The sequence below is a fragment of the Pseudomonas sp. NPDC047961 genome (genome assembly GCF_050272435.1).
Classification (GTDB): Bacteria; Pseudomonadota; Gammaproteobacteria; order Pseudomonadales; family Pseudomonadaceae; genus Stutzerimonas.
In genome coordinates this window covers 693,069-720,061 of record NZ_JBNNMD010000001.1, presented here as the reverse complement: position 1 = coordinate 720,061, position 26,993 = coordinate 693,069, and the positions used below count along the sequence as shown (strand labels likewise).

Genomic DNA, 26,993 nt, shown 5'->3' with positions numbered 1-26,993 from the left:
TCCGTTTACGCCTGTCTTTCCCTTCGCTCGCTACATACGTGCGCATTCTTCGGCCGATCGCGGGCGGCCGTAATGGCGGGCTGAAGCGTTCCACTCCATGCCCGCGGACCAAGGATCATAGCACTCAGCCTGTGGCAAAACCACGCATCAACTGTGTGGAGAAGCCGGTGCCAGAGCCTCTTAATCGAGATCTGGCGAAAGGTGCGAGGATGCCGAGGCCCTCTGCGTGGACCTCCGATTGGCGAGGGCGTTCCTTAGGCGAGGACAACAAGCTGCGCGGCAACCGCGAACATCATGGTCGCGACACCCAGGTCAATCAGTCGCCAGGTCAGCGGCCGTGCTAGCCACGGTGCAAGCCAGGCTCCGCCCAGGGCAAGGATCAGGAACCATAGCGTCGACGCGCTTGCGGCGCCTAGCGTATAGGCCCCTGGCTCGGGTTGCTGAGCCCCGAGTGAGCCAATCAGTAGTACCGTATCGAGATAAACGTGCGGGTTCAGCAAGGTGACGGCCAGCGCGGCGAGCAATACGCTCCGCAGCGAGCGCGGACCGCGTTGGGTGTCTTCCAGCAGGGCTTTCGGGCGCGCTGCGCGGCGCAACGCGATGACGCCATAGAACAGCAAGAACAGCACGCCACCCCATCGGGTGATTTTCAGCAGCAACGGGTTTTCCGCCAGCACGGCGGCGAGGCCAAAGACGCCGACACTGACCAGCAGAATGTCGCAGAGAATGCATAGTGCGGCTACGGGAAGATGGTGCTCGCGGCGCAAGCTCTGCGCCAGAACGAACGCGTTCTGCGCGCCGATAGCAACGATCAGGCCGGCGGTGACCAATAGTCCGTTGAAGTAGCTCTGCCACATGATGCGCTGCCTGTGTTTGTTGAGAGGTGCTCGCAGTGTCAGGTCTGTTGCGTTATAAGAAAAACGAAATTCGGTAATGCCCCATAAGGAAATCGAATGTTCGATTACAAGCTGCTGGTCGCTTTGGCGGCTGTGGTTGAGCAAGCCGGCTTCGATCGCGCTGCGCAGTCGTTGGGGCTGTCGCAATCGGCCGTGTCGCAGCGCATCAAGTTGCTCGAAGCGCGATTGGGACAGCCGGTATTGTTGCGCGCCTCGCCACCGCAGCCCACCGAGGTTGGCCGGCGTTTGCTCAACCACGTGCAACAGGTGCGCCTGCTTGAGCGGGATCTTCAAGGGCAAGTGCCGGAGCTGGACGAGAGTCGGCTACCGGAGCGGCTGCGTATTGCGCTGAACTCCGACAGCCTGGCTACCTGGTGGCCAGGTGCGATTGCTCCGTTCTGCACACGACATGGCGTGGTGCTCGATCATGTGCTGGAGGATCAGGATGTTGGGCTCAAGCGCATGCGCGCCGGGGAGGTGGCGGCGTGCGTGTGTGCGGTTGAACGGCCCTTGGCCGGTGCGCGAAGCGAATTTCTCGGGGCCATGCGCTACCGCGCTCTTGCCAGTCCCGCCTATGTCGCCCGCCATCTTAAGCCGGGCGCGCCGGCCGAGGCTTTGCTGAAGGCACCGGCAATTGTCTTCGGTCCTGACGACCAGTTGCAGCATCGCTATCTCGCTGCGTTGGGCCTGAAGGGGGCTTTCAGCCATCACTTGTGCCCCTCGTCAGAAGGGTTTGTTCGCCTGCTGCAGAGCGATCTGGGTTGGGGGTTAGTGCCTGAACTGCAGGTAGGCGCGGAGCTGGCCAGCGGAGCGCTGGTGGATGTGTATCCGGGCGATCCGATCGATGTACCGTTGTACTGGCATCATTGGCGCAACGGCGGTGAGCTGCTTGCCGAGCTTACGCGACAGCTGTCGCGCTCGGTCAGGCAGTGGTTGATCTGTTGAGCCGGTTCAGTTCAGGACTCGCTGGCCGCGGTAGATGCGCACCGAGGGCCCGTTGCGGCCCACTGTCGGTGATGGCGTTCGGTCGGGAGCTGGCATATCGCTGTACGTGGCCAGCTGTTTGCCAAGGTCCCGTGTCATCTCGTCGCCAGAGCAGAGGCAGGCGGTCAGCATGGCCTGGATCGCGTCCGGTTGGCTAAGGCGAATATCCAGCTGTTGCTCATCGCGCAGCCGGCGGCGTAGGTGCTGCATGCAATCCAGTACGGCCTTGTTGAACTCCATAATGAAACATCCTCCAATCTAACGATCGCTCGGCGTTCTTGGCCCGACATCCGTGTCGGAAAGCGCTATCCGCTGGCATCAAAGCCAAAGCAACAGGCGTACCAGTTCCTGTTCGGGCTGACTGCTTTCGATGTGCAATGCTGGATGAAGCCCACCGCCGTTATCCTTGCCGCTTGGATGCAGTCTTCCCAACATGGCGCAGTGACGAGCTGATCGCTTGCCCGTTATGTCGGTTTGCACGGTCTTGATACACCGCGGTGCGGGGCGCCTGTTCCGGGTGCAGTTTATGGGTGGTGTTCGCGCTGAAGTGCTTCTGTTGAATCGTTATACTGCGCGCTGTCTTTCGCTTCGCGCCATTAAAGGTATCCCATGCGCAACGATGCTCACGACGAACTGGACAACATACCCAGCCTGACCGCAGGCCGCGATCGAGATCCGTATCCTGCGCCTGAGCTCGAGCCGATCGGCCAGTCTGCGAGCAGCGCACCTGACGATGCGCGCCCGCGCCAGAAGCGCCGTACCGTCAGCACCGCACCGTTGTGGTTCCTGGTCCTGGTGTTGTTCGGCTTGCTGATAGCACTGGGTTGGTGGGGCATGCAGCAGGTATCGAGGCTCGAGGCTCAGCTGGTTGCTACTCAGGAGAGTTTTGCGCGCATCAGCGAAGACGCGAGCGGTCGGCTGCAGGATATTTCCGGCAAGATCGTGGCAACGGAATCCAGCGTTACCACCGAAGGCGAGGCGCTTAAACTGCGCATCAAGCAGCTGGAAAAGCAGGCATTGGACCTGGCCGAACAACAGCGCGCCATCACCACCCAGCAGCAAAGCCTGACCGGTAAACAGGGCAATCAGGACAAGCGCCTGGACGAGCAGGGCAGCCAGATCGAGCGAATCGCTACTGACGTACGTGGCCATCAGTCTGCTACGGCCGCGCTTGCCGAGTCCGTGAAAAAGGTCGCCGGTGAACAGACGGCGCTGACCTCATCGATGTCGGGGCTAAAGGGCACGGTGGACGAGCTGGGCAACATGTCTGCTCGAATCGACGGACTGGGTAAGGACATCGCAGCGTTGAAACAGCGGGGCGACGCCAGTCAGGCGATCAGTCGCTTGGAGCAGGATGTACTTATCTTGCGCAGCGAAGTGGATAACCGACCTGCGGCTACGCCGGGCGTAGTGACGTCCGAGTTCGACGCATTCCGGGCCCAGATGACCCGCAGCATCAACACGTTGCAGGGACAGATCGCCAACTTGCAGCAGCAGATTGACCAGCGCTAGTTGCCGTTTAAGAACAAAGCCGCTGCGTATATGCGCAGCGGCCTGGCGAGTCAGCCAAACGAGGAGTAGCGGTTTACAGGTCCAGCGCTAGGGATAAACCAACTGCGGCTGTTGTTGCCCTGAAAGCTGTACTCGGCTTGACCGCTGAGGCCGGCCCCCTTGTCAGCCGATGTTCGGCACTCAGGTGAGCGGGTCTGGCCGCCATGCAATGTGGGGCTGTTGATCTCCGCGCTGACCCCGCTATCTCTTCCGCTGCTCCTCTAATCGCGCGGTGCTCATTAGCCTTTGTCTTGGGCGCGTTTTGTAGCCTGAGCGGCGCAGTGGCGCAACGTAGATGCTTCGTAACTTGTTTTGTTACAAATTTTTTTCCGACGACGCTGTGGAAGCGCGCTTACCCGCCGCTAACTGGAAAGCATGCTAAACCGCAGGAAACGTGGGGTTTCTGCTGCGCTGCTTTCTTTGTTGGAACAACCCGTCGGGGTTGAGTAGGTCCGGCGTGGTTAGCTGATGACGCGGCGGTGATATGGCTAAGTGCTACTATTCGGCGCGGCTGGCACGAGGACGTGGACGGCCGCTCCAATGCTCCAGTCGGGTGATTATAAAAAATGCCGTCCTTGATCGATCTGCTGTTGAACCGCCTGGCTACACTGTTGCCCAGTGAGCTCAGGTCCACTGAGTTCATGAAGCTGGTCATTCCACACCGCCATTCCATGCTGATGAGCCAGCGACGCGCGACCCTGATCGTCAACCGGGTCAGGCTGTTCGCGTTTCTTTTCGCGGTGCTGACGCCGGTGTGGGGGATCATCGATCTGATGGTTTTCACCTATCCACTTTGGCTCGGACTGGCAACCCTGCGACTGCTCGCCTGCGCCGCCTTTGCCTGTCTGCTGCTGTTCTATCGGCCCAGCGGTAATCTGTTTGATGCGTATCGGGCAGTTGCGCTGCTGTTCGCCATTCCCACGGTGTTTTATATCGCTTCGCATACGTTGCTGGGGGGTTATCAGCTCACCCAGGTCTCGGCAGTGGTAGCCACAGGGTATGCGTTCCTGCCCTTCGTGCTGATGGCCGGACTGGCCATATTCCCGCTGACCTTGTTAGAGAACCTTGTCATGGCGTCCGTCCTGCTTCTGGCGCACGCACTGGCGGGCTATCTGTCGTGGACGACGCTCAACTGGCCTTCCTACGCGGGCGGATTCTGGTTGCTGATACTGATCGCCGGGGTTACGTCACTGGCGAGTCTCAGCCAGCTGGCCTTCATGATCGCGCTGGTGCGCCAGGCCATTCGAGACCCGCTCACCGGCGTCTTTTCCCGGGGCAGCGGGCAGGAAATTCTGAAACTGCAATGGGACACCGCACGACGTCACGACACCGGCCTTGCCGTTGCCTTCATCGATCTCGATCACTTCAAGCGGATCAACGACAGCTTCGGCCATGACGCCGGCGACCAGGTGCTGCGCGAATGTACCCAGCAGATGCTGGCCAGCTTGCGCAGCACCGACAGCTTGCTGCGCTGGGGGGGCGAGGAGTTCGTCGTGATCATGCCTGACACCGACCGCGAACAGGCGCGCTTGGCGCTCGCTCGCATGGTCAAGGACGGCCTTGGCGCACGTCCTGACGGCAGCCCCGTCACTGCCAGTATTGGCTTGGCTGAGCGTTGCGTTGACTTCGCCGAAAGCGCGGAAGAATTGCTGGACGTGGCAGACAGGCGGATGTACCTGGCTAAAATGTCCGGGCGCAACCGCGTATGTTTCGAAACGCCAGGCGAGCCATCCGAAGAGCCTCTATCAGCCGCTTGAGCGGGTCAGCGACTCACCCCAAACACATGCTTGAGGTAGCTGACGAAGGCTTCGTCCCGGCACATGGTCTTGCCCGGTGAATCTGAGATCTTGGCGACTGGTTGACCGTTGCAGCTGGTCATCTTGATCACCATGTTGGTCGGTTCGACTCCGGGTATGTCACAGGTCAGCTGAGTGCCGATGCCATAACTGGTGTTACTGCGCCCGACCAGGGCGCGATAGATATTAAGCGCCTTGGGGAAATCCAGTCCGTCGGAAAACACCAATTGCCGCGTCATCGGATCGATTCCCAGCTGTCGGTAGTGGGCGATGGCTTTTTCCGCCCACTCGACCGGATCGCCCGAGTCATGGCGCAGACCGTCGAACAGCTTCGCCAGATACAGATCGAAGTCCGCCGTGAAGGCGTCCATGGTGATGCAGTCGGTAATGGCGATGCCCAGCGCACCGCGATACTCACGTGCCCAGCAGTCCAATGCCGCGCTCTGGCTATCGATCAGCCGGGGGCCGAGTTGCTGGTGGGCCATGATCCACTCATGTGCCATGGTGCCCATCGGTTTGAGATTCAGTGTGCGCGCCAGATGCACGTTGCTGGTACCGACGAAGTGTCCGGGAAACGCCTCGCTCAACCGTTTGACCACCGCAGCCTGAACGCCGAACGAGAAGCGGCGGCGCGTGCCGAAGTCGGCCAGTTTGAAACCGGCCAGCTCTGCGGGCGTGGCTTCGTCGCGCAGCCACTGCAGCTTCTCTTCCAGACGGTCGGTGGCCTGCTCCAGCGTCACCTGCGGATAGCGGGCACGGTTGCGCACCTCGCTGATGATGGCCAGCAGCGGCACCTCGAAGAGGATCACATGCAGCCAGGGGCCGCGCAGGTAGACCACCAACTCGCCGTCTTCAAGCTCCACCCGCACGTAGCGGGGGTCAAAGCGGAACAGCCCGAGGAACCGGATGAAATCCGGCTGCATGTAGGGAATGCGTTCAATGAACGCCAGTTCTTGCGGTTCGAATCGCAGCTCCGCCAATGCTTCCAGCTGTTCCCGGATGGCGCCCAGATAAGGTGTCAGGTCTTCTTCGGATCGACTGCGAAAAGCCCACTCCACTTCGGCGTTTGGGTAGTGGTGCAGCACCGCCTGCATCATGGTCAGCTTGTAATAGTCGGTGTCCAGCAGACTCTGGATGATTCGTTCGGAGAAGGCGCTGACACGCATGGGCTGTTTCCTGGTTGCGGAGGCGGGATCAGGCTCCGCCGATGCCTTCGATCACCTTACCGGTGCCGCCGCAATTTTTACATTCTCCTGCATCGGTACGGCCGCTGCCGTTGCATACAGGGCAGATATTTTCACCGGTGCCCGGTGTCCCTGGCGCTGCTTCATCGCCGGGGTTGGTAGATGAGGCGCCATGATTAGAAGTGTTCATATCGCTAGTTCCTCGGTTGATGGTTTTTTATTTGTTGAAGCTAATTGAAGATTCAAGCAAATGGCTAAGTTTTGGTGTCGGTTTATTGTCGTGAAAAAAAGCACCATTCCAATTTTTGCTAGTTGCGAATACAAAATTAGTGCGCAACAAAAAAGGGCAAAGGTTTAACCTTTGCCCTTTGGTACCTATAGCATCAGCTATTACTGTTGCGACCACCGCCGTGGCTATTCTGTCCGCCTTTGCGACCGGCTTCGGACGCCTTTTCACGATCATTGGCGAAGTTGCCACCGCTGTTATGGCCGCCCTTCTTGCCTGCTTCAGACGCTTTTTCGCGGTCATTTGCAAAGTTGCCAGGATTTTTGTTTGCCATGTCTTACTCTCCTCAATGGACAAGACTTTCTGCGGGACTGAACAACTTCATCAGCCTTCAATATTTCAGAGCGGAGGAGCAGGCCAGTAGTTTCCGTTTTTTAAAGAACTGCGGACGAGTGGTTGTCCCATGACGGTTCATGGCTAAGTGCAACTACAACGAAGCGGTAAAGGGCAATGACGTTATTTAACATGCAGCAATTTCGATGCCCCATGCGTCAGGCTAAGCTACCAATGCAAGTTGGCGTTGTGCCAGCAGACGCATCACGTAACCGATCTTCAGCGCGGTCGGGCCTAGAATCACCAAGGCATGGCTGGCCACCACCGCACCGAGCAGCAGGTGGTCATCAAACATATAAGCGCCGGCGATGCCCAACAGAAGCAGCAGCACCCCCAGTGCCATCGACAAGTTGGCGACAGCCAGCAGACGGTGCGAGTCGAGTGGTTGCATAAACATGGGAAACTCCTCGTGTCGGTGATGGGAGTGGACCAGCCCTTGGACTGGCCCGTCCGGGTTTACTCCAGTGCGCTTGCCGGTCCGAAGAACTCATGCCGCGCCTGCTGAGCCGGCACCCCGAGTGCGTGCAGTTGCCGACGCACCGCTGCCATGAAGGGTTTTGGCCCGAGGAAGTACGCGTCCAGGTCGCGCTCGGCTGGCAACCAGGCGTCCAGTCGTGCTTCGGTCAGCAGGCCGATGGCGTCTGGTTGCTGTTCCTCGCCGCTATGTTCGTCATAGCAGTAGAAGCGCTTGAGCTGACCGTGCTGCTCGGCGAGCTGGTCGATGGTTTCGCGGAAGGCATGCGCTTCAGCGTTGCGGGCGCAGTGGATGAAGTGAATCGGCCTGCGGGTGCCTATCGCGGCTTCGAGCATCGCCAGCGTCGGGGTGATACCAACGCCGCCGCTGATCAGCACCAGCGGCTTGTCACCGGGTTGCAAGGTGAAGTCTCCAGCGGGCGCGAACAGCTCCAGCGTCTCGCCAGGCTGCATCCTGTGCAGAGCGGTGGAAGCCACCCCGCCGGGTTCGCGTTTGACGCTGATCCGGTAGTCCCGGCCGTTGCTCGCGGCCGATAGCGAATAGTTGCGGCGGATCTCCTGCCCATCGATTAGCAGACGCAGGCCGATGTATTGCCCTGGTTTGTGCTCAACCACCGGACCGCCGTCTTCCGGCTCCAGATAGAAAGAGGTGATTTCGCTGCTCTCGGTTACCTTGCGTGCGACCCGGAAGCGCCGCGCTCCACGCCAGCCACCAGGCGCCTCGGCTATCGCGTTGTAGAGCGCCTCTTCAGTCCCGATGAGAATATCGGCGAGCTGCTCGTAGGCGGCACCCCAGGCCTCGATGACCGGGTCCGTGGCGACATCAGCGCCAAGTACCTCGCGAATTGCTCGCAGCAGGCACGAACCGACGATGGGGTAGTGCTCTGGCAGCACCTGCAAGGCGACGTGCTTGTTGACCACCTGCGAGACGAGGCCGCCGAGCTGATCGAGGCGGTCGATGTGTTTGGCGTACATCAGCACACCATTAGCCAGCGCACGCGGTTGGTCACCACTGGCCTGATGCGCCTGGTTAAACAGCGGGCGGACCTCTGGGTATTCGGCCAGCATCAGTTTGTAGAAATGATCGGTGAGGGCTTCGCCGCCGCTTTCCAGCAACGGGACGGTGGCGGTGATAAGGGCACGGTGTTCGGCGCAAAGCATGGAAGGCTCCAGTCATCGATAAGGCTGTCTCTCATAAGGCGGCGTGGTGACCACGCAACCGGGACAGGTATCCATGCTGTTTCAATAATCGTTCCAGGCTGAAATTGACCGGAATCAAGGACCCTAGAGCGGTGAAGGTTGTTATGACCCCGGCTATCTGGGTTTATTGAACCCGGCGGGGTAGATTGAACCCAGTATTCGGGTGCCAACAGCGACCGATCGAACGGTCAGCAACCGCAGCGTTCTATAACTTCGACTATCGATGAATGACGGAGGGCAACATGGAGAACTACCACATCACGCACGATGACGATCGCTGGGTATTGCGCGAGGAGGGCGACAAGCGCGCGCTGATCGAAGCGGCGACCAAGGAAGACATCATCAACGAGACCCGCGACTACATGAAGTTGCGCACCGCCTCGGTAAAGATCCACACCCTCGAAGGCAAAATCGAAGAGGAACGGACCTACCCGCGGGACCAGGACCCTCGGGCTACCAAGGGTTAAGGCTCAGCTCGGCTGCAACTCGCGTCGGCGCCGATGCTGGCGTCTGCCCAGCGCGACCGCCCAGCAGGCGAGGATGAAGGGCATGGTCAGCGGCGGCAGGCCGAGCTGATCGAACAACAGCCGGAAGATGATCGCCAAGCCGATGCCCAGCGCTGGCACCAGTGCCGAGCGGTGGACCTGGCTCAACGCCAAGGCTGCCAGCGCCGGGTTATAGCCAGCCAGCCCGGCCAGGGCCGTTGGCTCGGAGGCGCCGGCCAGCAACGCTACGTAAATGCCAACCGCCGAGCCGCATAGCGCCCACGCTGCAGCGCGTCGATCAGCTAGCAGCAACGCCGCAAACAAGCACAGTCCCGCAAGCGGATCTGCGAGAAACAGCACCTGACCCAGCCCTTTCACTATTCCGCCGAGCGCACCCCACCCATCCAGTTGATGTTCGGGTACGCGCGCCTCAACAACGCCATCCAGAACACCACAGACTCCCATCGCCAACCAACCCAACAGTACGAAGGACAGGGTGAAGCCCGGCAGGCTACGCCGCTCGCGCATACGTCTGAGCAGGTGGTGCTGCACGGGAGTCGACAGAGCGCCAGACAGGATCACCAGCAGACAGGCCAGCGGCACAAGACCAAGCATCAGGGTGATCAACAGCCCCAGCAGCGCCGCGTTGTAGCCGTACATGCCGCTTTCGATATCGTCACGCGGATAACCGAGCCGCCATGCCATGCAGGTGCCGCTGAGTAGCCCGAGCAGGGCGCCGGCCAGCAGCGCGTGATCATGCAGGCCGATCGCAACCAGGATCAGCAGGCCGCAGCCCAGATGGCGCTGCAAAAAGACCTGGCTGATGCCGTTGAGTGTCGAGCGGATCAGATAAGTGAGATGAAGGCGCATGGGCACGTCGGAAGGGCGCGCAGGCCTGCGCCGATGGCGTGTGACTCCACCGGCGCAAGTTTCGCTGGACGGGTTAGTTGAGCGTTTCTATGCGCAGCGAGTTGGTCGTGCCAGATTGGCCGAGCGGCACGCCCGCAGTGATCACGACGGTATCGCCGGTGCCCGCCATGCCCTGAGCACGCGCCAGTTCGAGCGCGTTGAGGCAGACCTGCTCCATGTCGTACATGCGCGCATCGATCACCGAATAAACGCCCCAGGCCACGGTCAGCTTGCGTGCGGTCGTCAGATTTGGTGTCAGGCTGAGGATTGGCGTGGCGGGTCGCTCCCGCGAAGCGCGCAAGCTGGAGCGGCCTGATTCGGTGTAATTGACCAGCACCGCAACCGGCAGGATGCCGCTGATGCGCCGAATGGCGCAGCTGATCGCATCGGGCAGGGTGGCCTCGGCACTTGGCCGATTGACGTCCAGCTGAGCCTGGTAATCCGGGCCGCTTTCCACCTGGCGGATGATCTTGCTCATCATGCTCACCGCTTCCAGCGGGTACTCGCCGGAGGCGGTTTCCGCCGAGAGCATCACCGCGTCGGCGCCTTCAGCCACGGCATTGGCCACGTCGGTGACCTCGGCCCGAGTCGGCGCCGGTGAGAAACGCATCGATTCGAGCATCTGCGTCGCCACCACCACCGGTCGGCCCAGCTGGCGGCAGGTGCGGACGATGTTGCGCTGGATACGCGGTACATTTTCGGCCGGCACTTCGACGCCCAGGTCGCCACGCGCCACCATGATCGCGTCGCAGAGCCGCGCGATCTCTCGCAGGTGCTGCACCGCTGAAGGCTTCTCGATCTTGGCCATGAGGAAGGCACGGTCGCCGATCAGCTCGCGGGCTTCGTGAATGTCCTGCGGGCGCTGGACGAAGGACAACGCCACCCAGTCGACGCCCAGCTCCAGACCAAACGTCAGGTCGCGACGATCCTTCTCGGTCAAGGGACTCAATTCCAGCACCGCTTCGGGCACGTTTACACCCTTGCGATCGGACAGTTCACCACCGGCCACCACGCGCGTGTCGATCGCGTCGGCGTGCTTGGCGGTTACCGTCAGGCGCAGCCGACCGTCGTCCACCAGCAGGCTCATGCCGGGCTGCAACGCATCGATGATCTCAGGATGCGGCAAGTTGACCCGACTGCTGTCGCCCGGCGTCGGGTCGAGGTCGAGGCGCAGCGCCTGACCGCGCTTGAGCTGCACCTTGCCCTCAGCAAAACGACCGACGCGCAGCTTGGGCCCCTGCAGGTCCATGAGAATGGCGATCGGCTGATTCATCTGACGTTCCACTTCGCGAATCCAGCCGAAGCGCTCGGCATGGTCGGCGTGCTCGCCATGGCTGAAGTTGAGGCGGAACAGATTGACCCCGTTTTCCACCAGTTCGCGCACATCATCGATGCTGCGCGTGGCAGGGCCCAGGGTGGCGAGAATCTTGACCTTCTTGTCGGGTGTCATGGCAGGCTCTATCGGCAGTTGTGGTTATGGACCGTGCATGCCGGTGCCCCGCTAGCGGGACGACGGCAGGATCAGGATGGCGCGGAAATCGTTGACGTTGGTCCGTGTCGGCCCGGTCATCAGCAGCGCATCGAGCGCCTGGAAGTAACCATAGCCGTTGTTGTTGGCCAGTTCGTCGGCGGCTTTCAGGCCAAGGGTTTCGGCGCGGCTATAGCTCTCCGGGGTCATCAGGGCGCCGGCGTTGTCTTCCGAACCGTCGATGCCATCGGTGTCGCCTGCCAGTGCGTAGACGTTGGGCAACCCCTGGAGGTTTTCCGTCAGACCGAGGAGGAACTCGGCGTTGCGGCCGCCGCGGCCGTTACCCCGCACCGTCACGGTGGTCTCGCCGCCGGAGAGGATCACACAGGGCGGGGTGATCGGCTGGCCGTGCAGCACCACCTGACGGGCAATGCCGCCGTGGACCTTGGCCACCTCGCGCGCTTCGCCTTCCAAATCACCCAGGATCAGCGGCGTGATGCCGGCTGCGCGGGCTTTTTTGGCCGCCGCCTCAAGGGATTGCTGCGGCTTGGCGATCAGCTGGAAATGGCTACGCGACAGGCACGGGTCATCTGCTTTGACGGTTTCCGAACGAGGATCTTCCAGCCAGGCACGGACGTTCCCAGGGATCTCGATGTTGTAGCGTGCCAGAATCGCCAGCGCCTGGGCCGAGGTGGTTGGGTCCGCTACGGTCGGGCCGGACGCAATCACCGTCGCTTCGTCGCCCGGCACGTCGGAAATGGCATAGGTGTAGACGCTGGCGGGCCAGCAGGCTTTAGCCAGGCGACCACCCTTGATCGCCGAGAGGTGCTTGCGTACGCAGTTCATCTCGCCAATGTGCGCGCCGGAGCGCAGCAGTGCCTTGTTGATCGCCTGCTTGTCGGCAAGGCTGATGCCTTCGGCTGGCAGTGCCAGGAGTGAGGATCCGCCGCCGGAAAGCAGAAAGATCACGCGGTCGCTTTCCTTGAGGTTGCTGACCATCTCCAACACGCGCCGGGCAACGCGCTCGCCAGCATCATCCGGCACCGGATGCGCGGCCTCGACCACCTCGATCTTGCGGCAATCGGCGCCATGACCATAACGCGTCACCACCAGGCCGGAGAGCTCGCCTTCCCATACCGCTTCGATGGCTTCGGCCATGGCGGCTGCCGCTTTGCCTGCTCCGATGACGATGGCGCGGCCGCTGCGGTCGGCCGGCAAATGGTCGGCCAGCACCTGGCGTGGATGGGCGGCATCGATGGCAGCGGTGAACAGGTCGCGCAGAAAGGCTTGCGGGTCGAGGTTCATGTACAACTCCATCTAGTAGGTCAGGTGCCCGATTCCAGACCTTAGGGCTCGGCATTGCAAGCGCTAAGGTATGAAATTGGAATCGACCCACCCGTCAGTCAGGCCGTGACTCCTCGTGCCGAGCAGGTCGAAAGGGGTGCCGCCCGAGGGCAGCGATCGGATCGCAGATGCGCAGGGCTGAGGTTGTGGGGGACGCTGTGATTCCGACCCCGTGCAACTCCAATCCGATCCTTTGAGCATCGCTGCGCCAAGCGTTGCGGTTCCCACCACCTGGTCTGTCTGTCCCTGAAGGTGGGGCGCTAGGCTCGACGCAGCGCGCTCGAAGGCTGAGGTTTCTGTTTAGTCCTTGCGGATCGAGAAGTTGGCCATGTGCTCCAGCCCCTTGATCAGCGCCGAATGGTCCCAGCCGCTGCCGCCGATGGCCGCGCAGGTGCTGAACACCTGCTGGGCGTTGGCGGTGTTGGGCAGGTTCAGGCCCAGCTCTCGGGCTCCGGCCAATGCCAGGTTGAGGTCCTTCTGGTGCAGGCTGATGCGGAAGCCCGGATCAAAGGTGCCCTTGATCATCCGCTCGCCGTGTACTTCCAGGATCTTCGAGCCAGCAAAACCGCCCATGAGCGCTTCGCGGACACGGGCCGGGTCGGCGCCGTTCTTCGCGGCGAACAGCAGGGCTTCGCCCACTGCCTGAATGTTCAGCGCGACGATGATCTGGTTGGCCACCTTGGCGGTCTGGCCGTCGCCGTTGCCACCGACCAGGGTGATGTTCTTGCCCATCGCCTGGAACAGCGGCAGAGCACGGGCAAAACTCTCTTCACTGCCGCCGACCATGATCGACAGGGTCGCGGCCTTGGCGCCGACTTCACCGCCCGATACTGGCGCGTCGAGGTACTGGGCGCCGGTGGCGTTGATTTTCTCGGCGAACGCCTTGGTGGCGCTGGGGGAGATCGAGCTCATGTCGATCACCAGCTTGTTCGGGCCGACGCCCTCGGCGATGCCGTTCTCGCGGAACAGCACGTCTTCGACATGCGGGGTGTCCGGCACCATGACGATGATGAACTCGGCTTCCTGGGCCACTTCCTTCGGGTTGGCCAAGGCAACGGCGCCCGCTTCGAGCAGAGCTGCTGGCGCCGCATCGTGGTGAGTCGAGATGAAAAGGCTGTGGCCCGCTTTCTGCAGGTTCTGAGCCATGGGCAGGCCCATGATGCCGGTGCCGATAAATCCAATCTTAGCCATGATAATTCTCCTCAAATTCGTTCTAGTTGCTGAAAAAACTACCTGCATTGGCAATACTTCGTTGAACTCGGCCTGGGTCGCCAGCCCGGTCAGAATGCTCATTTAGAAAACTAAAGTCGCACGCGAGCCCGGTCCGCTTCTTCGGTCTCCTTCGCCTCGTCTTGCCTGCCTCGCTTACGTTTTTCGGCTATTTATTAGATCGCGTTGTGGCTCTTCATCCAGCCGAGGCCGGCCACAGTGGTCGTGGCGGGCTTGTACTCGCAACCGACCCAGCCCTGGTAACCGATGCGGTCCAGATGCTCGAACAGGAAGCGGTAGTTGATCTCGCCGGTGCCTGGCTCGTTGCGGCCAGGGTTGTCCGCCAACTGCACGTGGTTGATCACTGCCAGGTTGTTCTCGATGGTCCGCGCCAGGTCTCCTTCCATGATCTGCATGTGGTAGATGTCGTACTGCAGGAACAGGTTGGTGCTGCCGACCTTGTCGCGGATCTCCAACGCCTGCGAGGTGTTGTTGAGGAAGAACCGCGGGATGTCGCGGGTATTGATCATCTCCATGATCAGGCGGATGCCTTCTGCTTCGAGCTTCTTCGCCGCGTAGCGCAGGTTCTCGATAAAGGTCATCTCCAGCTTGCCGAGGTCGGCGCCCTTGGGTGCGATACCGGCCAGGCAGTTGATCTGGGTATTGCCCAATACCTTGGCGTAAGCGATGGCCTTGTCCACGCCGGCGCGGAATTCCTCGACCCGCTCGGGATCGCAGGCGACACCGCGATCACCATTGGCCCAGTCGCCGGCCGGCAGGTTGAACAGCACCTGGGTCAGGTTGTGGGCGTCCAGGCGTGCCTTGATTTCTTCGGCCGGGTAGTCGTAGGGAAAGAGGTACTCGACACCGCTGAAGCCGGCTTCGGCAGCGGCGGCGAAGCGGTCGAGGAAGTCCATCTCGGTAAACAGCATGGACAGGTTGGCGGCAAAGCGGGGCATATCGTCTTCCTTCTGTCTGTAGGGACATCTATGTGTCGCGTTGCGGTGGCGCGATGACCACCCTCGGTGCTGCATGCGGTGGATATGCTTCGCGATATCCACCCTACGGGTCTTCGTGATGGAGCCCTTGTGTCGCGCTTCTCGTAGGAGCCAGCTTGCTGGCGATCAGCAGGCAATGGCGCTCGGGATCGCCAGCAAGCTGGCCACTACGGGCGGTGCGTCTTCCATCAATCCAGCAACGCGACCGCAGTCGGTGCGTCTTCTCGGCCCTCGGCCAGCGGCTCGAATTCGTTGATCGCATCGATCTCGGTGCCCATGGCGATATTGGTCACCCGCTCGAGGATCACCTCGATCACCACCGGCACCTGGTGCTCGGCCATCCAGGCCTGGGCCTGGTCGATGGCCGGGCGCAGGTCTTCTTGCTTGAACACGCGGATCGCTTTGCAGCCCAGCCCCTCGACCACCGCGACGTGGTCCACGCCGTAGCCTTCCATACCGCTGTGGTCGGCATTGATGTTCTCGAAGCCCAGCTGCACGCAGTAGTCCATCTCGAAACCGCGTTGCGCCTGGCGGATCAATCCGAGGTAGGCGTTGTTCACCAGGATGTGGATGTACGGCAGCTTGAACTGCGCGCCCACGGCCAACTCCTCGATCATGAACTGGAAGTCGTAGTCGCCCGAGAGCGCCACCACCTTGCGGGTCGGGTCCGCTGCGACCACACCCAGCGCTGCCGGAATCGTCCAGCCGAGCGGGCCGGCCTGGCCACAGTTGATCCAATGGCGCGGCTTGTAGACGTGCAGGAATTGCGCGGCGGCGATCTGCGACAGGCCAATGGTGCTGACGTAGCAGGCATCACGGCCGAAGGCATTGTTCATGCACTGGTACACGCGCTGCGGCTTCATTGGCACGCTGTCGAAGTGCGTCTTGCGCAGCATCGTCCGCTTGCGCTCCATGCAGTCGGCAGCCCAGGGCGTGCGATCCGGCAGCTTGCCTGCGGCCTTGCGTTCCTTGGCGATTTCGACGAACAGCTTCAGTGCAGCGCCCGCGTCAGAAGTAATGCCGAAGTCCGGTGAAAACACCCGCCCGATCTGGGTGGGTTCGATATCTACGTGCACGAAGGTGCGGTCCTTGGTGTAGACCTCGACCGTGCCGGTATGGCGGTTGGCCCAGCGGTTGCCTATGCCAAGCACGAAGTCCGAGGCCAGCATATTGGCGTTGCCGTAACGGTGGCTGGTCTGCAGCCCGCACATGCCGGCCATCAGTGGATGGTCGTCCGGGATCGAACCCCAGCCCATCAGCGTCGGGATCACCGGCACGCCAACGGTCTCGGCGAACTCCACCAGCAGGGCTTCGGCGCCGGCGTTGTAGATACCGCCGCCCGCGACGATCAACGGACGCTCGGCGGCACAGAGCATGTCGATGGCTTTCTCGATCTGCTTGCGAGTGGCGGCCGGCTTGTAGACCGAAAGCGGCTCGTAGGTCTCGACGTCGAATTCGATCTCGGCCATCTGCACGTCGAAGGGCAGGTCGATCAGCACCGGGCCGGGGCGACCGGAGCGCATCACGTGGAAGGCCTGCTGGAACACGCGCGGCACCAATGCCGGCTCACGAACGGTCACTGCCCACTTGGTGACCGGCTTGGCGATGGATTCGATATCCACGGCCTGGAAGTCTTCCTTGTACAACCGCGCACGTGGCGCCTGGCCGGTGATGCAGAGGATCGGGATCGAGTCGGCCGAGGCGGAGTAGAGGCCGGTAATCATGTCGGTACCGGCCGGGCCCGAGGTGCCGATGCACACGCCGATGTTGCCGGCCTTGGTGCGGGTGTAGCCCTCGGCCATGTGCGAGGCGCCTTCGACGTGGCGAGCAAGAATGTGACGGATGCTGCCGTCGGCGCGCAGGGCGGAATACAGCGGATTGATCGCGGCACCGGGGATGCCGAAGGCGGTATCGATGCCTTCCTTGCGCAATACCGCAACCGCAGCATCGATTGCTCTCATTCGGGCCATGGGTCGTTTCCTCTTCGATAACTCGATAGTTTTTATACGTGGCCCAAGCATGAAGGGCTGGCCGGAACGAGGGAATTGGCCGAAACTTCAGTTCTGTCGATATCAGGAGTATCGAATGGATCGCTATACAACCCTGCACAGCTTCGTGCTGGTCGCTGAAAACGGCAGCTTTGCCGCCGCTGCGCTGAAGGAAGGCGTGACGCCAGTGGTGATGGGCCGCCGACTCGATGCGCTGGAGCGACACCTGGGCGTCAAGCTGATGCACCGCTCCACGCGCGGGCTGGCGCTGACCGATCTGGGCGAGCAGTATCTGGAGCGCGCGCGCGGCTTGCTCAAGGACTTCGATGAAGCGGACGCCAGCATCAGCCACGACCGCACCTCGGTGCGCGGGCACCTGGTGATTTCGGCGCCCGCTGCATTCGGCCGTCGGCATATCGGCCCGCACGCGCCGGCCTTTCAGGCTCGCTACCCGGACCTGCAGCTGTCGTTCAACTTCACCGACAGCGTGGTCGATCTGGTGCGCCACGGTTACGACATGGGCATCCGCATCGGCGAGGTGACCGATCCCAATTATGTCGCCATCAAGCTGTTTCCCAATCGCCGTGTGGTCTGTGGCGCGCCGGACTACTTCGAGCGACAGGGCGTACCGCGCACCCTGGAAGACCTGGCGCGACACAACTGCCTGGCATTCAACCTGCAGGGCGGGCAACAGCGTGGCTGGACTTTTTTGCGGGATGGCAAACAGGTGGCGGTGCGGGTGTCGGGGAATCTCGACTGCAACGACGGTGAGCTCTTGTTCGACTGGGTCAAGCAGGGGTTGGGTATCGGTTGGCGCTCGACCTGGGAAATTCAGGCTGAGCTCAAGCGCGGCGAGCTGGTGACGGTGCTCGACGAGTTTGCGTTGTCGGCTTATGACATCCAGGCGGTGTACCCGCAGCAGCGTTACCTGCCGGCCAAGGTGCGCTTTTTCATCGACTACTTGAAACAGGTCTACAACGCGCCTGGCTACTGGGAGGTGCGTTGAGTCAAACCTCCACGCACCTTGTGGTGGGCTAAAGCCCACCCTACGAGTGTGTAAGTGTTGTGGTTGGCGCGGGGTTTTGCGTTGCTCTGGTCTGTAGGGTGGGCTTCAGCCCACCGCGTGACAAACACGTCGAACCACGCCGCGCCGGGGTGAGTCACAACAAGGGTCATGAATCGGTGTGAGGCTACCCGTGGACTCCCTGAAAATCGCCACCTTCAACATCAACGGCATCCGTGCCCGTCGGACCAACTTGCTCGAATGGCTGGAGCGCGAGCAGCCGGACGTGGTCTGCCTGCAGGAGCTGAAGGCGCAGGACGCCGATTTCCCCATCGATGACATCCGCGCGGCCGGCTACGGCGCCATCTGGCACGGGCAGAAGTCCTGGAACGGCGTGGCGATTTTGTCCAAGGGCGACGACCCACTGGAAATCCGCCGCGGCCTGCCGGGCGACCCGGACGACACCCACAGCCGCTACCTGGAAGCTGCTGCCCATGGCGTGATCGTCGCCTGCCTTTACCTGCCCAACGGCAACCCGCAGCCGGGGCCGAAGTTCGAGTACAAGCTTGCCTGGTTCGAGCGCTTCATCGAACACGCCGCAGGCTTGTTCTCCAGCGGTCATCCGGTGGTGCTGGCAGGTGACTACAACGTTATTCCCACTGACGAAGACATCTACAATCCACGCTCCTGGACCAAGGACGCGCTGCTGCAGCCCGAGAGCCGCGAATGCTTCGAACGGCTGCTGGCGCAGGGTTGGACCGACGCACTGCGTGCCAAGTATCCGGACGAGCGCATCTATACGTTCTGGGACTACTTTCGCCAGCATTGGCAGAAGAACTCCGGCCTGCGCATCGATCACCTGCTACTCAGCGCCGAACTGGCGCCACGGCTTATCGATGCCGGGGTCGATCGCTGGGTGCGTGATCAGGAGCATGCCAGCGACCACGCGCCGACCTGGATCACGTTAACAGGCGAGGCGAGCGGCAAGGCGGTGAAGGAAAAGCCAGCCAAACGCAGCAAAGCCAAGACAACCCAGTAAACTCACTGCGTCAGCGCACAATGCGCCTGGCGCTTTCCGCTTCTGCTGGAGCTTGCCCGTCATGCGTCGCCCTAGTCGTGCGCCTATCTGGATAGCGGCCTTTGCCGTTCTGCTGCATCTGTTCGCGATGCCGCTGATGGCCGCGCATATGCAAGGCATGGACGGTACGGGCGGGCATTGCCCAATGGCCGAGGCCAGCCAGCATCATGCCGGACATGTCCAGCACGCCCACGTCGATGAATCCACGCCCAAGCCCAGTCATCACCAAGGGATGCCCTGCTGCTGTGCGGCGGGTTCGGCATCTCTCGCTGCGATTACGACCGGCTCGCCGGCGCTCCATCAACCTCACCTGGTACGGGTCGGCAGCCTGCGCACAGCAACTGCGCCGCAGCTGTCGCCGCGTTACCGTTGGCCTGCACTGAATCCCCGCGCATCCCCGCTCGCCTGATCGATATCCCCTGATCTGACCGGTAGCCATCGGCGGTCGCGTATGCGTACCGCCGCTGATTGCTGGCCCTTGCTGCAGGCCTCCGTCCCGGCCGGCAGCGCGAAAAATACGGTCCCGCCTTTGTAGGAGCGAGCTTGCTCGCGATCCCGATCCACTGCAGCGCCATTGAGGCCTGCAAGCTGGCTCCTATAGAGAAGCTGCAGCCATTTCGATCGAGTAAGTAGTCATGACTTCAAGTACCGCTGGCGCCCGCCCCCAAGCGCCACCCATGGTTTCCCGCACGCAGCAACCGCTGCTGGCCCTGTTGGTTCGTTTACATCTCTACGTCGGGCTACTGGTCGGCCCGTTCATTTTCATTGCTGCGCTGAGCGGCCTGGTTTATGCGCTGACACCGCAACTGGAAGACCGCCTTTATGCCGAGCAGCTTTTCGCCGATAGCACCGGCACGCCGCAGTCCCTCGCTCGGCAGATCGAGGTGGCCCAGGCCCATATCGGTGAATCGGCGACGCTTTCAGCGGTGCGCCCGGCACCAGGGGCCGGACACACCACCCGTGTGATGTTCAAGGCACCGACGCTCGGCGAGTCGGAGAGCCGGGCGGTGTTTATCGATCCGGTCACTGCCGAGGTCCGCGGTGATCTGCTGGTCTATGGCACTAGCGGTGTTTTGCCGCTGCGTACCTGGCTCGACCAGTTCCATCGAAGTCTGCTGCTCGGCGAACCGGGGAGGCTGTACAGCGAACTGGCGGCGTCCTGGTTGTGGGTGGCAGCGGTGGGCGGTTTCGTGTTGTGGATCATCAGGCGGCGGCGCGCCTCGGGTGCGGCGCGCTCAAAAGGGTTGAGGCACTGGCACGCCACGCTGGGGCTGTGCCTGCTGATCGGGCTGCTATTTTTCTCTGCCACGGGCCTGACCTGGTCGCGCTGGGCGGGCGACAACATTGGCGTCGCGCGCGCGGCGCTGGGCATGTCGACGCCGAGCGTGTCCACGGCGCTGAATGGCGAAGCGGTAAAAGCGGCGGGTGAACACGCGCACCACACCGGGATGGCCATGCCGGTGGCGCAAACCGCAGAACCGCAGATGTTCGATAGCGTGCTGCGCGCTGCACGTGAGGGCGGCATAGACGCTGGCAAGGTCGAAATCATGCCGGCCGCCGGGCCGAATCGTGCCTGGACGGTGACCGAGATCGACCGCAGCTGGCCCACCCAGGTCGACGCCGTGGCCATCGATCCGCGCACGCTGCAGATCACCGATCGCACCGATTTCGCGAGCTTTCCTGTCGCCGCCAAGCTGACGCGTTGGGGCATCGATGCGCATATGGGGTCGCTATTCGGTCTGGCCAACCAGCTGTTGTTGGCCGCCACCGCGCTCGGCTTGGCGGTGCTGGTGGCTTTCGGTTATCTGATGTGGTGGCGACGTCGTATGCCACGTCGAGTCGGCGGGCAGGGGATAGTCCAGGCGATGCATAAGCTGTCGCCCCGTGCTCGCTGGGTCACGGCCACCGTAGCGCTGCTGTTCGGCTACTGCCTGCCGGTGCTGGGCGGCAGTCTCCTGCTGTTTCTAGTGGTCGACCTGGTGGCTGTGGTTGCCCAGCGTACAGGGCCCGGTGTGGTCCGGCGGGATGCCTGAACATAGCGATAGAGCAACAGGCCCGGTGTAGAGCCGGCCGTCGCCGAAATCACAGCATGGCCATTTGTATCAGTAGTATCCGGCCAACTGTTCAGGGTCCGCGCCTGCAAGGTGCGGACCCAGGCCCCGCTGTCAGTTGTGTCCATCACGGCAAGGTTGCAGGCGCTGTGGTGAGGGAGGGATTCCATGTCTGATGATGTGCAGCCGAATCACGGCGATCGCTTCGAAGTGGTCGATGATCCGGTATCGATACTGCTACGCCTGGATGCAGCGAATCTCTCGCTGAGCGAGATGCTGGTCGAAACGCTTCATGCGGTGCGGACTCACCTTGGCATGGATGTGGCGTTTATCAGCGAGTTTCGCGGCGGAACAAGGGTGTTCCGTTACCTCGAAGGCAACTTCGTACCGCTACAGCTCGCCATTGATGCCTGCGATCCTCTCGAGGACAGCTACTGCCAGCGCGTTCTGGATGGTCGATTACCAGAGTTGATTCAGGACGCAGCTTTATTACCTGAAGCGCTTGCCATGCCGGTGACCAAAGCCTTGCCGGTCGGTGCGCACCTCAGTGTTCCGTTGCGTTTCAGCGATGGTCGCCTCTACGGGACTTTCTGTTGCTTCAGTACGACGCCGGACGGCAGTCTCAACGAGCGCGACCTGAATACATTGAAGCTGTTTGCCGAATTCGCGGCGCGGCTGCTCGAGCGTCATGCGCGCAGCGAGTTGCTATATGCCGAGAGCCACAGCCGTATTCGGTCGGTACTGGAACAGCGCTCATACGCTGTTGTTTACCAACCGATTGTTCACCTGCTGGAGAACCGAATCGTTGGGTATGAAGCGCTGGCCCGGTTCAGCGCAACGCCAGCGCGAAGTCCGGATCTCTGGTTTGCTGAAGCTGATTCGGTAGGCCTGCAAGCCGAGTTGGAAATTGCGTTGATTGAGGAGGCGCTCAGGGGGCTCGTATATCTGCCCGAGCAGGTCTACATGTCACTGAACATCTCACCCTCGACCGTGCTCACAGGCAAACTCGCTGCGGCGCTCGCGCATCAGCCGCTTGATCGGTTGCTCCTAGAGATAACCGAGCATGTATCCATTGACGACTACGGGATCATCGCTGAAACACTCGAACCTCTGCGCAAGCAGGGCTTGCGGCTGGCGGTCGATGATGCCGGTGCGGGGTTCGCCAGCTTCCGGCATATCCTCAAGCTCAAGCCGGACGTGATCAAGCTTGATGGCAGCCTGATCCGTAATATCGATTGCAGCACCGAATGTCGTGCACTCGCCGCTGCGCTGGTCCGCTTCGCCGAAGAGACGGGCAGCAAGGTCGTCGCCGAGTGCATCGAAACCGAAGCGGAGCTTGCTGTGCTGCGCGAGCTCCAGGTGAACAAAGCGCAGGGCTATCTGCTTGGACGTCCGGCGCCAATCACTGCGCCGGTCTCCAACGCATTTGACCGGTCGATCCTCAACCGCTGAGCCGCCAGGCCACGGGCTTTGATCAGGGTTCGGCTTGCCAGCCACCGCCCAATGCCTGGTAAAGGCTGATCAGCGCATTGAGCCGGCTTTCGCGCAGCTGTACGGCCGCCAGTTCGGTATTGAACAGGTTGCGCTGGGCATCGAGGGTCTCCAGGTACGACGAATAGCCCGCGCGGTAGCGGTCCTCGGCGTAGGTCAGGGAACGCTCGAGTACCGCGCGGCGAGCCGCGACGCGCGCGAGCTGCTGGCGCAGATTACTCACCGCCGAAAGGCTGTTTTCCACTTCTCTGAAGGCGTCCAGCGCCGCGGCGCGGTAGGCGAAGGCCGCCTGGTTGCGCTGGGCGACCGCGATGTTCACGCCTGCCTCCAGGCGGCCAGCATCGAATATCGGGGCGAGCACGCTGGCACCGAGATCCCAGACACGCACCGGGTCGTAGTCGAGTGAGTTGACGAATAGCCGACCGAGACTGGCAGACAGCTGTACCTGCGGCAGGAATCGGTCACGCTGGGCCTGCAGATTCAGGCTGCTGGCCGCGAGCAGCAGCTCGGCCTGCTGGATGTCCGGGCGGCGGCGCAGCAGCTCCGAAGCCAGCACGCCCGGCACCGGAGGCGGCTCGATGGCCAGCAGCCCGGCGCCGCGCTCCACGTCCCCTGGGAAGCGGCCGGTGAGCAGGCGCAGGGCATTTTCCTGCTCCCGGATGGCCTGCTGCAGCTGCGGCAGTAATTCGGCGGCGGCTTCGTATTCCGATTGCGCCTGGGTCAGCTCAAGCTGCGAGGTGTAGCCGAGGGCTGCGCGGTCCTCGGCGACGCGCAGCGCCTCTCGGCGTGAATCGATGGTTTCACGCGTGACGTACAACTGGCGGTCCAATGACAGCAGCGACACATACGCTCGGGCGGTGGTGCTTGCCACTGCCAACCTGACGGCGTCGCGCTCGGCCTCGGTCGCGCGATATTCAAGTTGCGCCGCTTCCTTCAAGCGCCGTAGCCGTCCCCAAAGGTCGACCTCATAGGACACCTGCAACGACGGCTGCACGGCCGTGGTATGGGTCATGCCCAGTACGCTGAGTTCGCGGGTGCGTTGCGCTCCCAGCGCCGCGTCGAGCGATGGCAGCAGCGCGGCCCGCGACAGTTGGATCTGTTCACGTGCCTGTTCCACGCGAGAGGCGGCGCTCAGCACCTCGGTGTTGTGCGCCAGTGCCGCCTCGACCAGCGCCGTCAGCTGAGGATCACCGAACGCCTGCCACCAGGTCGCGGAGACGCCGGCCATGTTCGATCCCGGTTCCCGCCAGTCTGCCGGTGGGGTGAACGCGGCTTCAGGCGGAAGCGGCTGCCGAGGCGGCATGCAGCCGGCTAGCGTAACCAGCAGCAGACCTGGCATTAGCCGGTGCAGGGCGCGGACCAGGCCGCTCATTGCGTACTGTCCGCGGTGGATCGCTCCGCTGCCTCTGTGGCGCCGGTATCCACATGAGTCACCACCGACAGACCGGGGCGCAGCCGCTTGGCGAGCGGCTGATCCGGGGCGATGGAGATGCGTACCGGCACGCGCTGAACCACTTTGGTGAAGTTGCCGGTGGCGTTGTCCGGGCGTAGCACGCTGAATTCCGAACCGGTGGCAGGGGCCAGGCGCTGTACATGGCCGCGGAGCCGCGCGCCGTCCAAGGCATCGACTTCAATCTCGACCGGCTGTCCGGGACGCATGGCGAACGTCTGGGTCTCCTTGTAGTTGGCGATTACCCAGAGCTGCTCCGGCACCAGGTACAACAGCTGCGAGCCGGCCGTCACGTATTGGCCCTGGCGCACCGTGACCTCGCTGACCTGCCCGTCGCGCGGTGCGTCGATTACCGTATTGTCCAGATCGATCTGCGCGCGCTTGAGCGCCGATTCTGCGATTTCTACCTGTGCCTGCAACCCGCCGCGTGAGACTTCGCTGGCCTTCAGCGTTTGTTCGGCGATGTCTATGGCCGCCTGCGCCTGTTGCACCTGCGCCGAGTCGGCGCGAGCGGTTGCACGGATCTGATCGCGCTCGCGGATCGAGACCGAACCCCGTTCGGCCAGCTCGTTGACACGTTTCTCATCCGCCAGGCCCCGTTTCAGCTCCGCTTCGGCAGCGGCCAGTTCGGCGCGGCGGGCGGCCAGCGTCGCCCGGTTGGAGGCCAGGGTCTGCGCCAGGTTCTCGAGCTCGAAGCGGCGCGCTGCAAGCTCGGCCCTGCGCTGTTCAACCAGCTGGCGGTACTGACGATCATCGATGCGCACCAATGGCTGGCCTTGCTCGACCTCTTCGAAGTCCTGCACCAGCACCTCGGTCACATAGCCGCTGACCTGCGGGGCCAGCACGGTGATCTGTCCGCGCACATAGGCGTTCTCGGTGACCGCCACGCGGCCGGTGAACGGCCAGAGCTGCCAGGCATAAAGGATCGCCAGGACGCCGATGAGCGCTACCAGCACCATCAGGATCACCGAACGGCGGCTCGGTTTGATGGTTTTTGGCGGATCGTCCGGGGTCGGTCCCGCGTCGGTGGCCGCCGCAGAGGGCTGCGTGGGTTGGGCCGGCTGCAGGCTTTGCTGTTCCTCGGGTTGGGTGCGTTCGCTCATGGAGAGGCGGAATTCCTGTTCTGCTGCGCAATGCGCAGGGTGCGATAGAGCGTCCAGCCGAACACGCCGATGGAAAGCATGCCGATCAGCCGGAATACATCATTGAAGGCCAGCACGTTGGCTTCTCGCGTGGCCGCTTGACTCAGCTGCGCTGCGCTCAGTGCCTGGCGAAGTCGCGGGTCGTTCTGGCGCGGTATCAGCGCCTGGCTCTGGGCCTGCAAACGTCCGGCAACCCGCGGGTCGCCGGCCACCACCTGTTCGGTGAGGTGGCTGGAATGGTACTTCTCGCGCATCACCTGATAGGTACCGAACAGTGCTGGTGCGGCCAGGCCGCCGAGGCTCTGGGTCATGGTGAACAAGACGATGAACGTCACCAGATAGTTCGGACCGTTGCGCAGCGCGCGGCCGATACCGGTGATCAGCAGCGGACCGAGGAACATGCCACTGGCGAAGGCCAGCAGGCCCTGGCTGAGAAACATGTCATGGGGACGGGTCAGGTTGGTGGCATCGATGTCGAGAAAGCTGGCGATGGCAATCAGCACGATCGACAACAGGATCTGCGGAAAGGCCCGGGTTGGGCTGAAGGTCATTGCGCTGCCGGCAATGCCCATGACCAGGCCCAGCAGGATCACCGCGTACAGCGGCTGCAGCTGTTCGGTGCCCATGCCGAGGGTCTGCAGCAGGCCCACCGCGCCGTAGGTCTGTTCGGATAGCAGCAGCCTCAACGCCAGCGCGCCGAAGGCGAAGCGCAGCATTTCGGCAGTGCCCAGCCAGCGTGTGTGCAACAACGGGTTGCGCCGGTGATGTTCGATCATGAAGGCAGCGCAGAACAGCAGCAGCGCGGCAATCAGGGCGTAGCCCAGCCAAGGCTCCTCCGTCCACCAGAGGATGCGACCCTGGGCCAGCACCGCCGCGATCAACGCCAGCGCGGGAGCCAACAGGGCGAAGGTGAGGAAATCCAGCGGTTCGAACACCTTGATGCGCTCGCCCAGCGGTAGCTTGAGCACCACCACGGCGGCCAGCGAGCAGAGCGCCAGGCCGCTTTCGAACACATACAGGCGATGCCATTCGCCCATCACCAGCAGCGCAGGGGACATCAGCCAGGCCAGGGGTGTGCCCAGCTGGGAAATGCCGAAGCCGAGGATAACCGCCTTGGGTAGATCGACCTTGCGAAACGCCTGCAGCATGTAGAACAGGCCCAGGGAGGAGGTGGTCGCAGCGGCCAGACCACTGGCTGCGCGGACGAACACGGCCATCTCAAAGCCTTCGACGAAAACATGCGCGATGCTCAGCAATGCGTAGAGCGTCAGGCCGATCTCGGCAAAGCGGCGCAGGCCGTATTGCTGGCGAAACTTGATCATCAGCAGGTTGGCCGACACGCTGACCATGAAATAGGCCGCCGGAAGCCAGGCCGCCTGCGACGGCGTCAGGCCCAGATCGCCCTGAATGCTCGGCAGGTTGGCGATGAACAGGGCGTTGCCCAGCCCGCCGGTGATGCCGACCAGTACGGCAACACAGGCATAGGCGATGCGCAGCGGCATGGGATGCAGCAGGATCGCCGGCGAGCCCGGCATTGAGGGGCGTTCTTCGGGGTCCCAGCGAGGAACGGGGGCGAGGTATTGCGGCATCGTAGGCAAGGCTCGAAGGGCGGTTTCAACTGATCGGAGCGCCGCATCGGGGCGGCGGCTACTCCCTTGGGACAATCTTTAGCG

General features: G+C 62.4%; 24 protein-coding genes and 1 pseudogene. 9 read left to right on the top strand and 16 right to left on the bottom strand.

Features of this window, described 5'->3' with window-relative positions:
- Positions 1-254 precede the first annotated feature (254 nt).
- On the bottom strand, positions 255-857 hold the full coding sequence (locus tag ACQKIK_RS03365; RefSeq protein WP_045429267.1) for a LysE/ArgO family amino acid transporter: 603 nt from the start codon (positions 855-857) through the stop codon (positions 255-257).
- 96 nt (positions 858-953) lie between these two features.
- Between ACQKIK_RS03365 and ACQKIK_RS03360 the strand changes: the two genes are divergently transcribed.
- Complete coding sequence (locus ACQKIK_RS03360; RefSeq protein WP_241530449.1) at positions 954-1,841, top strand: LysR family transcriptional regulator ArgP; 888 nt, start codon at positions 954-956, stop codon at positions 1,839-1,841.
- A gap of 6 nt (positions 1,842-1,847) precedes the next feature.
- Here ACQKIK_RS03360 and ACQKIK_RS03355 read toward each other — a convergent pair whose 3' ends face one another.
- A complete protein-coding gene (locus ACQKIK_RS03355; protein WP_045429263.1) occupies positions 1,848-2,120 on the bottom strand; it encodes a hypothetical protein in 273 nt (90 codons plus the stop codon).
- 369 nt (positions 2,121-2,489) lie between these two features.
- On the opposite strand from ACQKIK_RS03355, the gene ACQKIK_RS03350 reads away from it, so the two are divergent.
- Complete coding sequence (locus tag ACQKIK_RS03350) at positions 2,490-3,392, top strand: ATPase (protein WP_499134755.1); 903 nt, start codon at positions 2,490-2,492, stop codon at positions 3,390-3,392.
- Between the two features lie 605 nt (positions 3,393-3,997).
- Positions 3,998-5,188, top strand: a complete 1,191-nt coding sequence (locus ACQKIK_RS03345) for a GGDEF domain-containing protein (protein ID WP_046162692.1) — start codon at positions 3,998-4,000, stop codon at positions 5,186-5,188.
- A gap of 5 nt (positions 5,189-5,193) precedes the next feature.
- Here the strand turns inward: ACQKIK_RS03345 and pncB are convergent, their stop codons facing one another.
- From pncB to hmpA, 5 genes and pseudogenes are all read right to left on the bottom strand, one after another.
- Entirely contained in the window at positions 5,194-6,393 is a 1,200-nt protein-coding gene (pncB, locus tag ACQKIK_RS03340; RefSeq protein ID WP_499134753.1) for a nicotinate phosphoribosyltransferase, read from the bottom strand.
- 28 nt (positions 6,394-6,421) lie between these two features.
- Positions 6,422-6,601, bottom strand: a complete 180-nt coding sequence (locus ACQKIK_RS03335; protein ID WP_241530452.1) for a hypothetical protein — start codon at positions 6,599-6,601, stop codon at positions 6,422-6,424.
- 193 nt (positions 6,602-6,794) lie between these two features.
- Positions 6,795-6,953, bottom strand: a pseudogene (locus tag ACQKIK_RS03330) (con-10 family general stress protein); the annotation flags it as partial.
- Between the two features lie 240 nt (positions 6,954-7,193).
- Positions 7,194-7,427, bottom strand: a complete 234-nt coding sequence (locus tag ACQKIK_RS03325; protein ID WP_499134751.1) for a hypothetical protein — start codon at positions 7,425-7,427, stop codon at positions 7,194-7,196.
- Positions 7,428-7,486: 59 nt separating this feature from the next.
- On the bottom strand, positions 7,487-8,665 hold the full coding sequence (hmpA, locus tag ACQKIK_RS03320) for an NO-inducible flavohemoprotein (protein WP_499134750.1): 1,179 nt from the start codon (positions 8,663-8,665) through the stop codon (positions 7,487-7,489).
- 281 nt (positions 8,666-8,946) lie between these two features.
- Here hmpA and ACQKIK_RS03315 point away from each other — a divergent pair, with 281 nt between their 5' ends.
- The gene (locus ACQKIK_RS03315; protein WP_045429248.1) at positions 8,947-9,171 is read left to right on the top strand and encodes a DUF2188 domain-containing protein; all 225 of its coding nucleotides are present in this window, start codon (positions 8,947-8,949) and stop codon (positions 9,169-9,171) included.
- Between the two features lie 3 nt (positions 9,172-9,174).
- On the opposite strand, the gene ACQKIK_RS03310 is transcribed toward ACQKIK_RS03315, so the two are convergent.
- The 6 genes from ACQKIK_RS03310 to gcl form a co-directional block, all read right to left on the bottom strand.
- Positions 9,175-10,059: an urea transporter gene (locus tag ACQKIK_RS03310; protein WP_499134749.1), complete on the bottom strand. Its 885-nt coding sequence runs from the start codon at positions 10,057-10,059 to the stop codon at positions 9,175-9,177.
- A 73-nt stretch (positions 10,060-10,132) separates the two neighbouring features.
- Positions 10,133-11,548, bottom strand: a complete 1,416-nt coding sequence (pyk, locus tag ACQKIK_RS03305; protein WP_200598850.1) for a pyruvate kinase — start codon at positions 11,546-11,548, stop codon at positions 10,133-10,135.
- Positions 11,549-11,599: 51 nt separating this feature from the next.
- A complete protein-coding gene (locus ACQKIK_RS03300) occupies positions 11,600-12,871 on the bottom strand; it encodes a glycerate kinase type-2 family protein (protein WP_499134747.1) in 1,272 nt (423 codons plus the stop codon).
- Between the two features lie 339 nt (positions 12,872-13,210).
- On the bottom strand, positions 13,211-14,101 hold the full coding sequence (locus ACQKIK_RS03295) for a 2-hydroxy-3-oxopropionate reductase (protein ID WP_499134745.1): 891 nt from the start codon (positions 14,099-14,101) through the stop codon (positions 13,211-13,213).
- Between the two features lie 194 nt (positions 14,102-14,295).
- A complete protein-coding gene (gene hyi, locus ACQKIK_RS03290) occupies positions 14,296-15,078 on the bottom strand; it encodes a hydroxypyruvate isomerase (protein ID WP_499134743.1) in 783 nt (260 codons plus the stop codon).
- A 227-nt stretch (positions 15,079-15,305) separates the two neighbouring features.
- The gene (gene gcl, locus ACQKIK_RS03285) at positions 15,306-17,087 is read right to left on the bottom strand and encodes a glyoxylate carboligase (RefSeq protein WP_499134742.1); all 1,782 of its coding nucleotides are present in this window, start codon (positions 17,085-17,087) and stop codon (positions 15,306-15,308) included.
- A 115-nt stretch (positions 17,088-17,202) separates the two neighbouring features.
- On the opposite strand from gcl, the gene ACQKIK_RS03280 reads away from it, so the two are divergent.
- From ACQKIK_RS03280 to ACQKIK_RS03260, 5 genes are all read left to right on the top strand, one after another.
- Entirely contained in the window at positions 17,203-18,111 is a 909-nt protein-coding gene (locus ACQKIK_RS03280) for a LysR family transcriptional regulator (RefSeq protein ID WP_499134741.1), read from the top strand.
- A 190-nt stretch (positions 18,112-18,301) separates the two neighbouring features.
- Positions 18,302-19,147: an exodeoxyribonuclease III gene (xth, locus tag ACQKIK_RS03275; protein ID WP_499134739.1), complete on the top strand. Its 846-nt coding sequence runs from the start codon at positions 18,302-18,304 to the stop codon at positions 19,145-19,147.
- Between the two features lie 61 nt (positions 19,148-19,208).
- Positions 19,209-19,595 carry a DUF2946 domain-containing protein gene (locus tag ACQKIK_RS03270; protein ID WP_499134736.1) on the top strand — a complete coding sequence of 129 codons (387 nt, stop codon included), beginning with the start codon at positions 19,209-19,211 and terminating at the stop codon, positions 19,593-19,595.
- A gap of 226 nt (positions 19,596-19,821) precedes the next feature.
- Positions 19,822-21,219: a PepSY-associated TM helix domain-containing protein gene (locus ACQKIK_RS03265; RefSeq protein ID WP_499134734.1), complete on the top strand. Its 1,398-nt coding sequence runs from the start codon at positions 19,822-19,824 to the stop codon at positions 21,217-21,219.
- 186 nt (positions 21,220-21,405) lie between these two features.
- The gene (locus ACQKIK_RS03260; protein WP_499134733.1) at positions 21,406-22,689 is read left to right on the top strand and encodes a sensor domain-containing phosphodiesterase; all 1,284 of its coding nucleotides are present in this window, start codon (positions 21,406-21,408) and stop codon (positions 22,687-22,689) included.
- A 22-nt stretch (positions 22,690-22,711) separates the two neighbouring features.
- On the opposite strand, the gene ACQKIK_RS03255 is transcribed toward ACQKIK_RS03260, so the two are convergent.
- Genes ACQKIK_RS03255 through ACQKIK_RS03245 form a run of 3 tightly spaced genes read right to left on the bottom strand, consistent with a single transcriptional unit; the run spans position 22,712 to position 26,855 of the window.
- Complete coding sequence (locus tag ACQKIK_RS03255; protein WP_499134732.1) at positions 22,712-24,100, bottom strand: efflux transporter outer membrane subunit; 1,389 nt, start codon at positions 24,098-24,100, stop codon at positions 22,712-22,714.
- Positions 24,097-25,281, bottom strand: a complete 1,185-nt coding sequence (locus ACQKIK_RS03250) for an HlyD family secretion protein (RefSeq protein ID WP_499134730.1) — start codon at positions 25,279-25,281, stop codon at positions 24,097-24,099. Before ACQKIK_RS03250 ends, ACQKIK_RS03255 begins: the two co-directional genes overlap by 4 nt.
- Positions 25,278-26,855 carry an MFS transporter gene (locus ACQKIK_RS03245; protein WP_045429214.1) on the bottom strand — a complete coding sequence of 526 codons (1,578 nt, stop codon included), beginning with the start codon at positions 26,853-26,855 and terminating at the stop codon, positions 25,278-25,280. Before ACQKIK_RS03245 ends, ACQKIK_RS03250 begins: the two co-directional genes overlap by 4 nt.
- Positions 26,856-26,993: the final 138 nt, after the last annotated feature.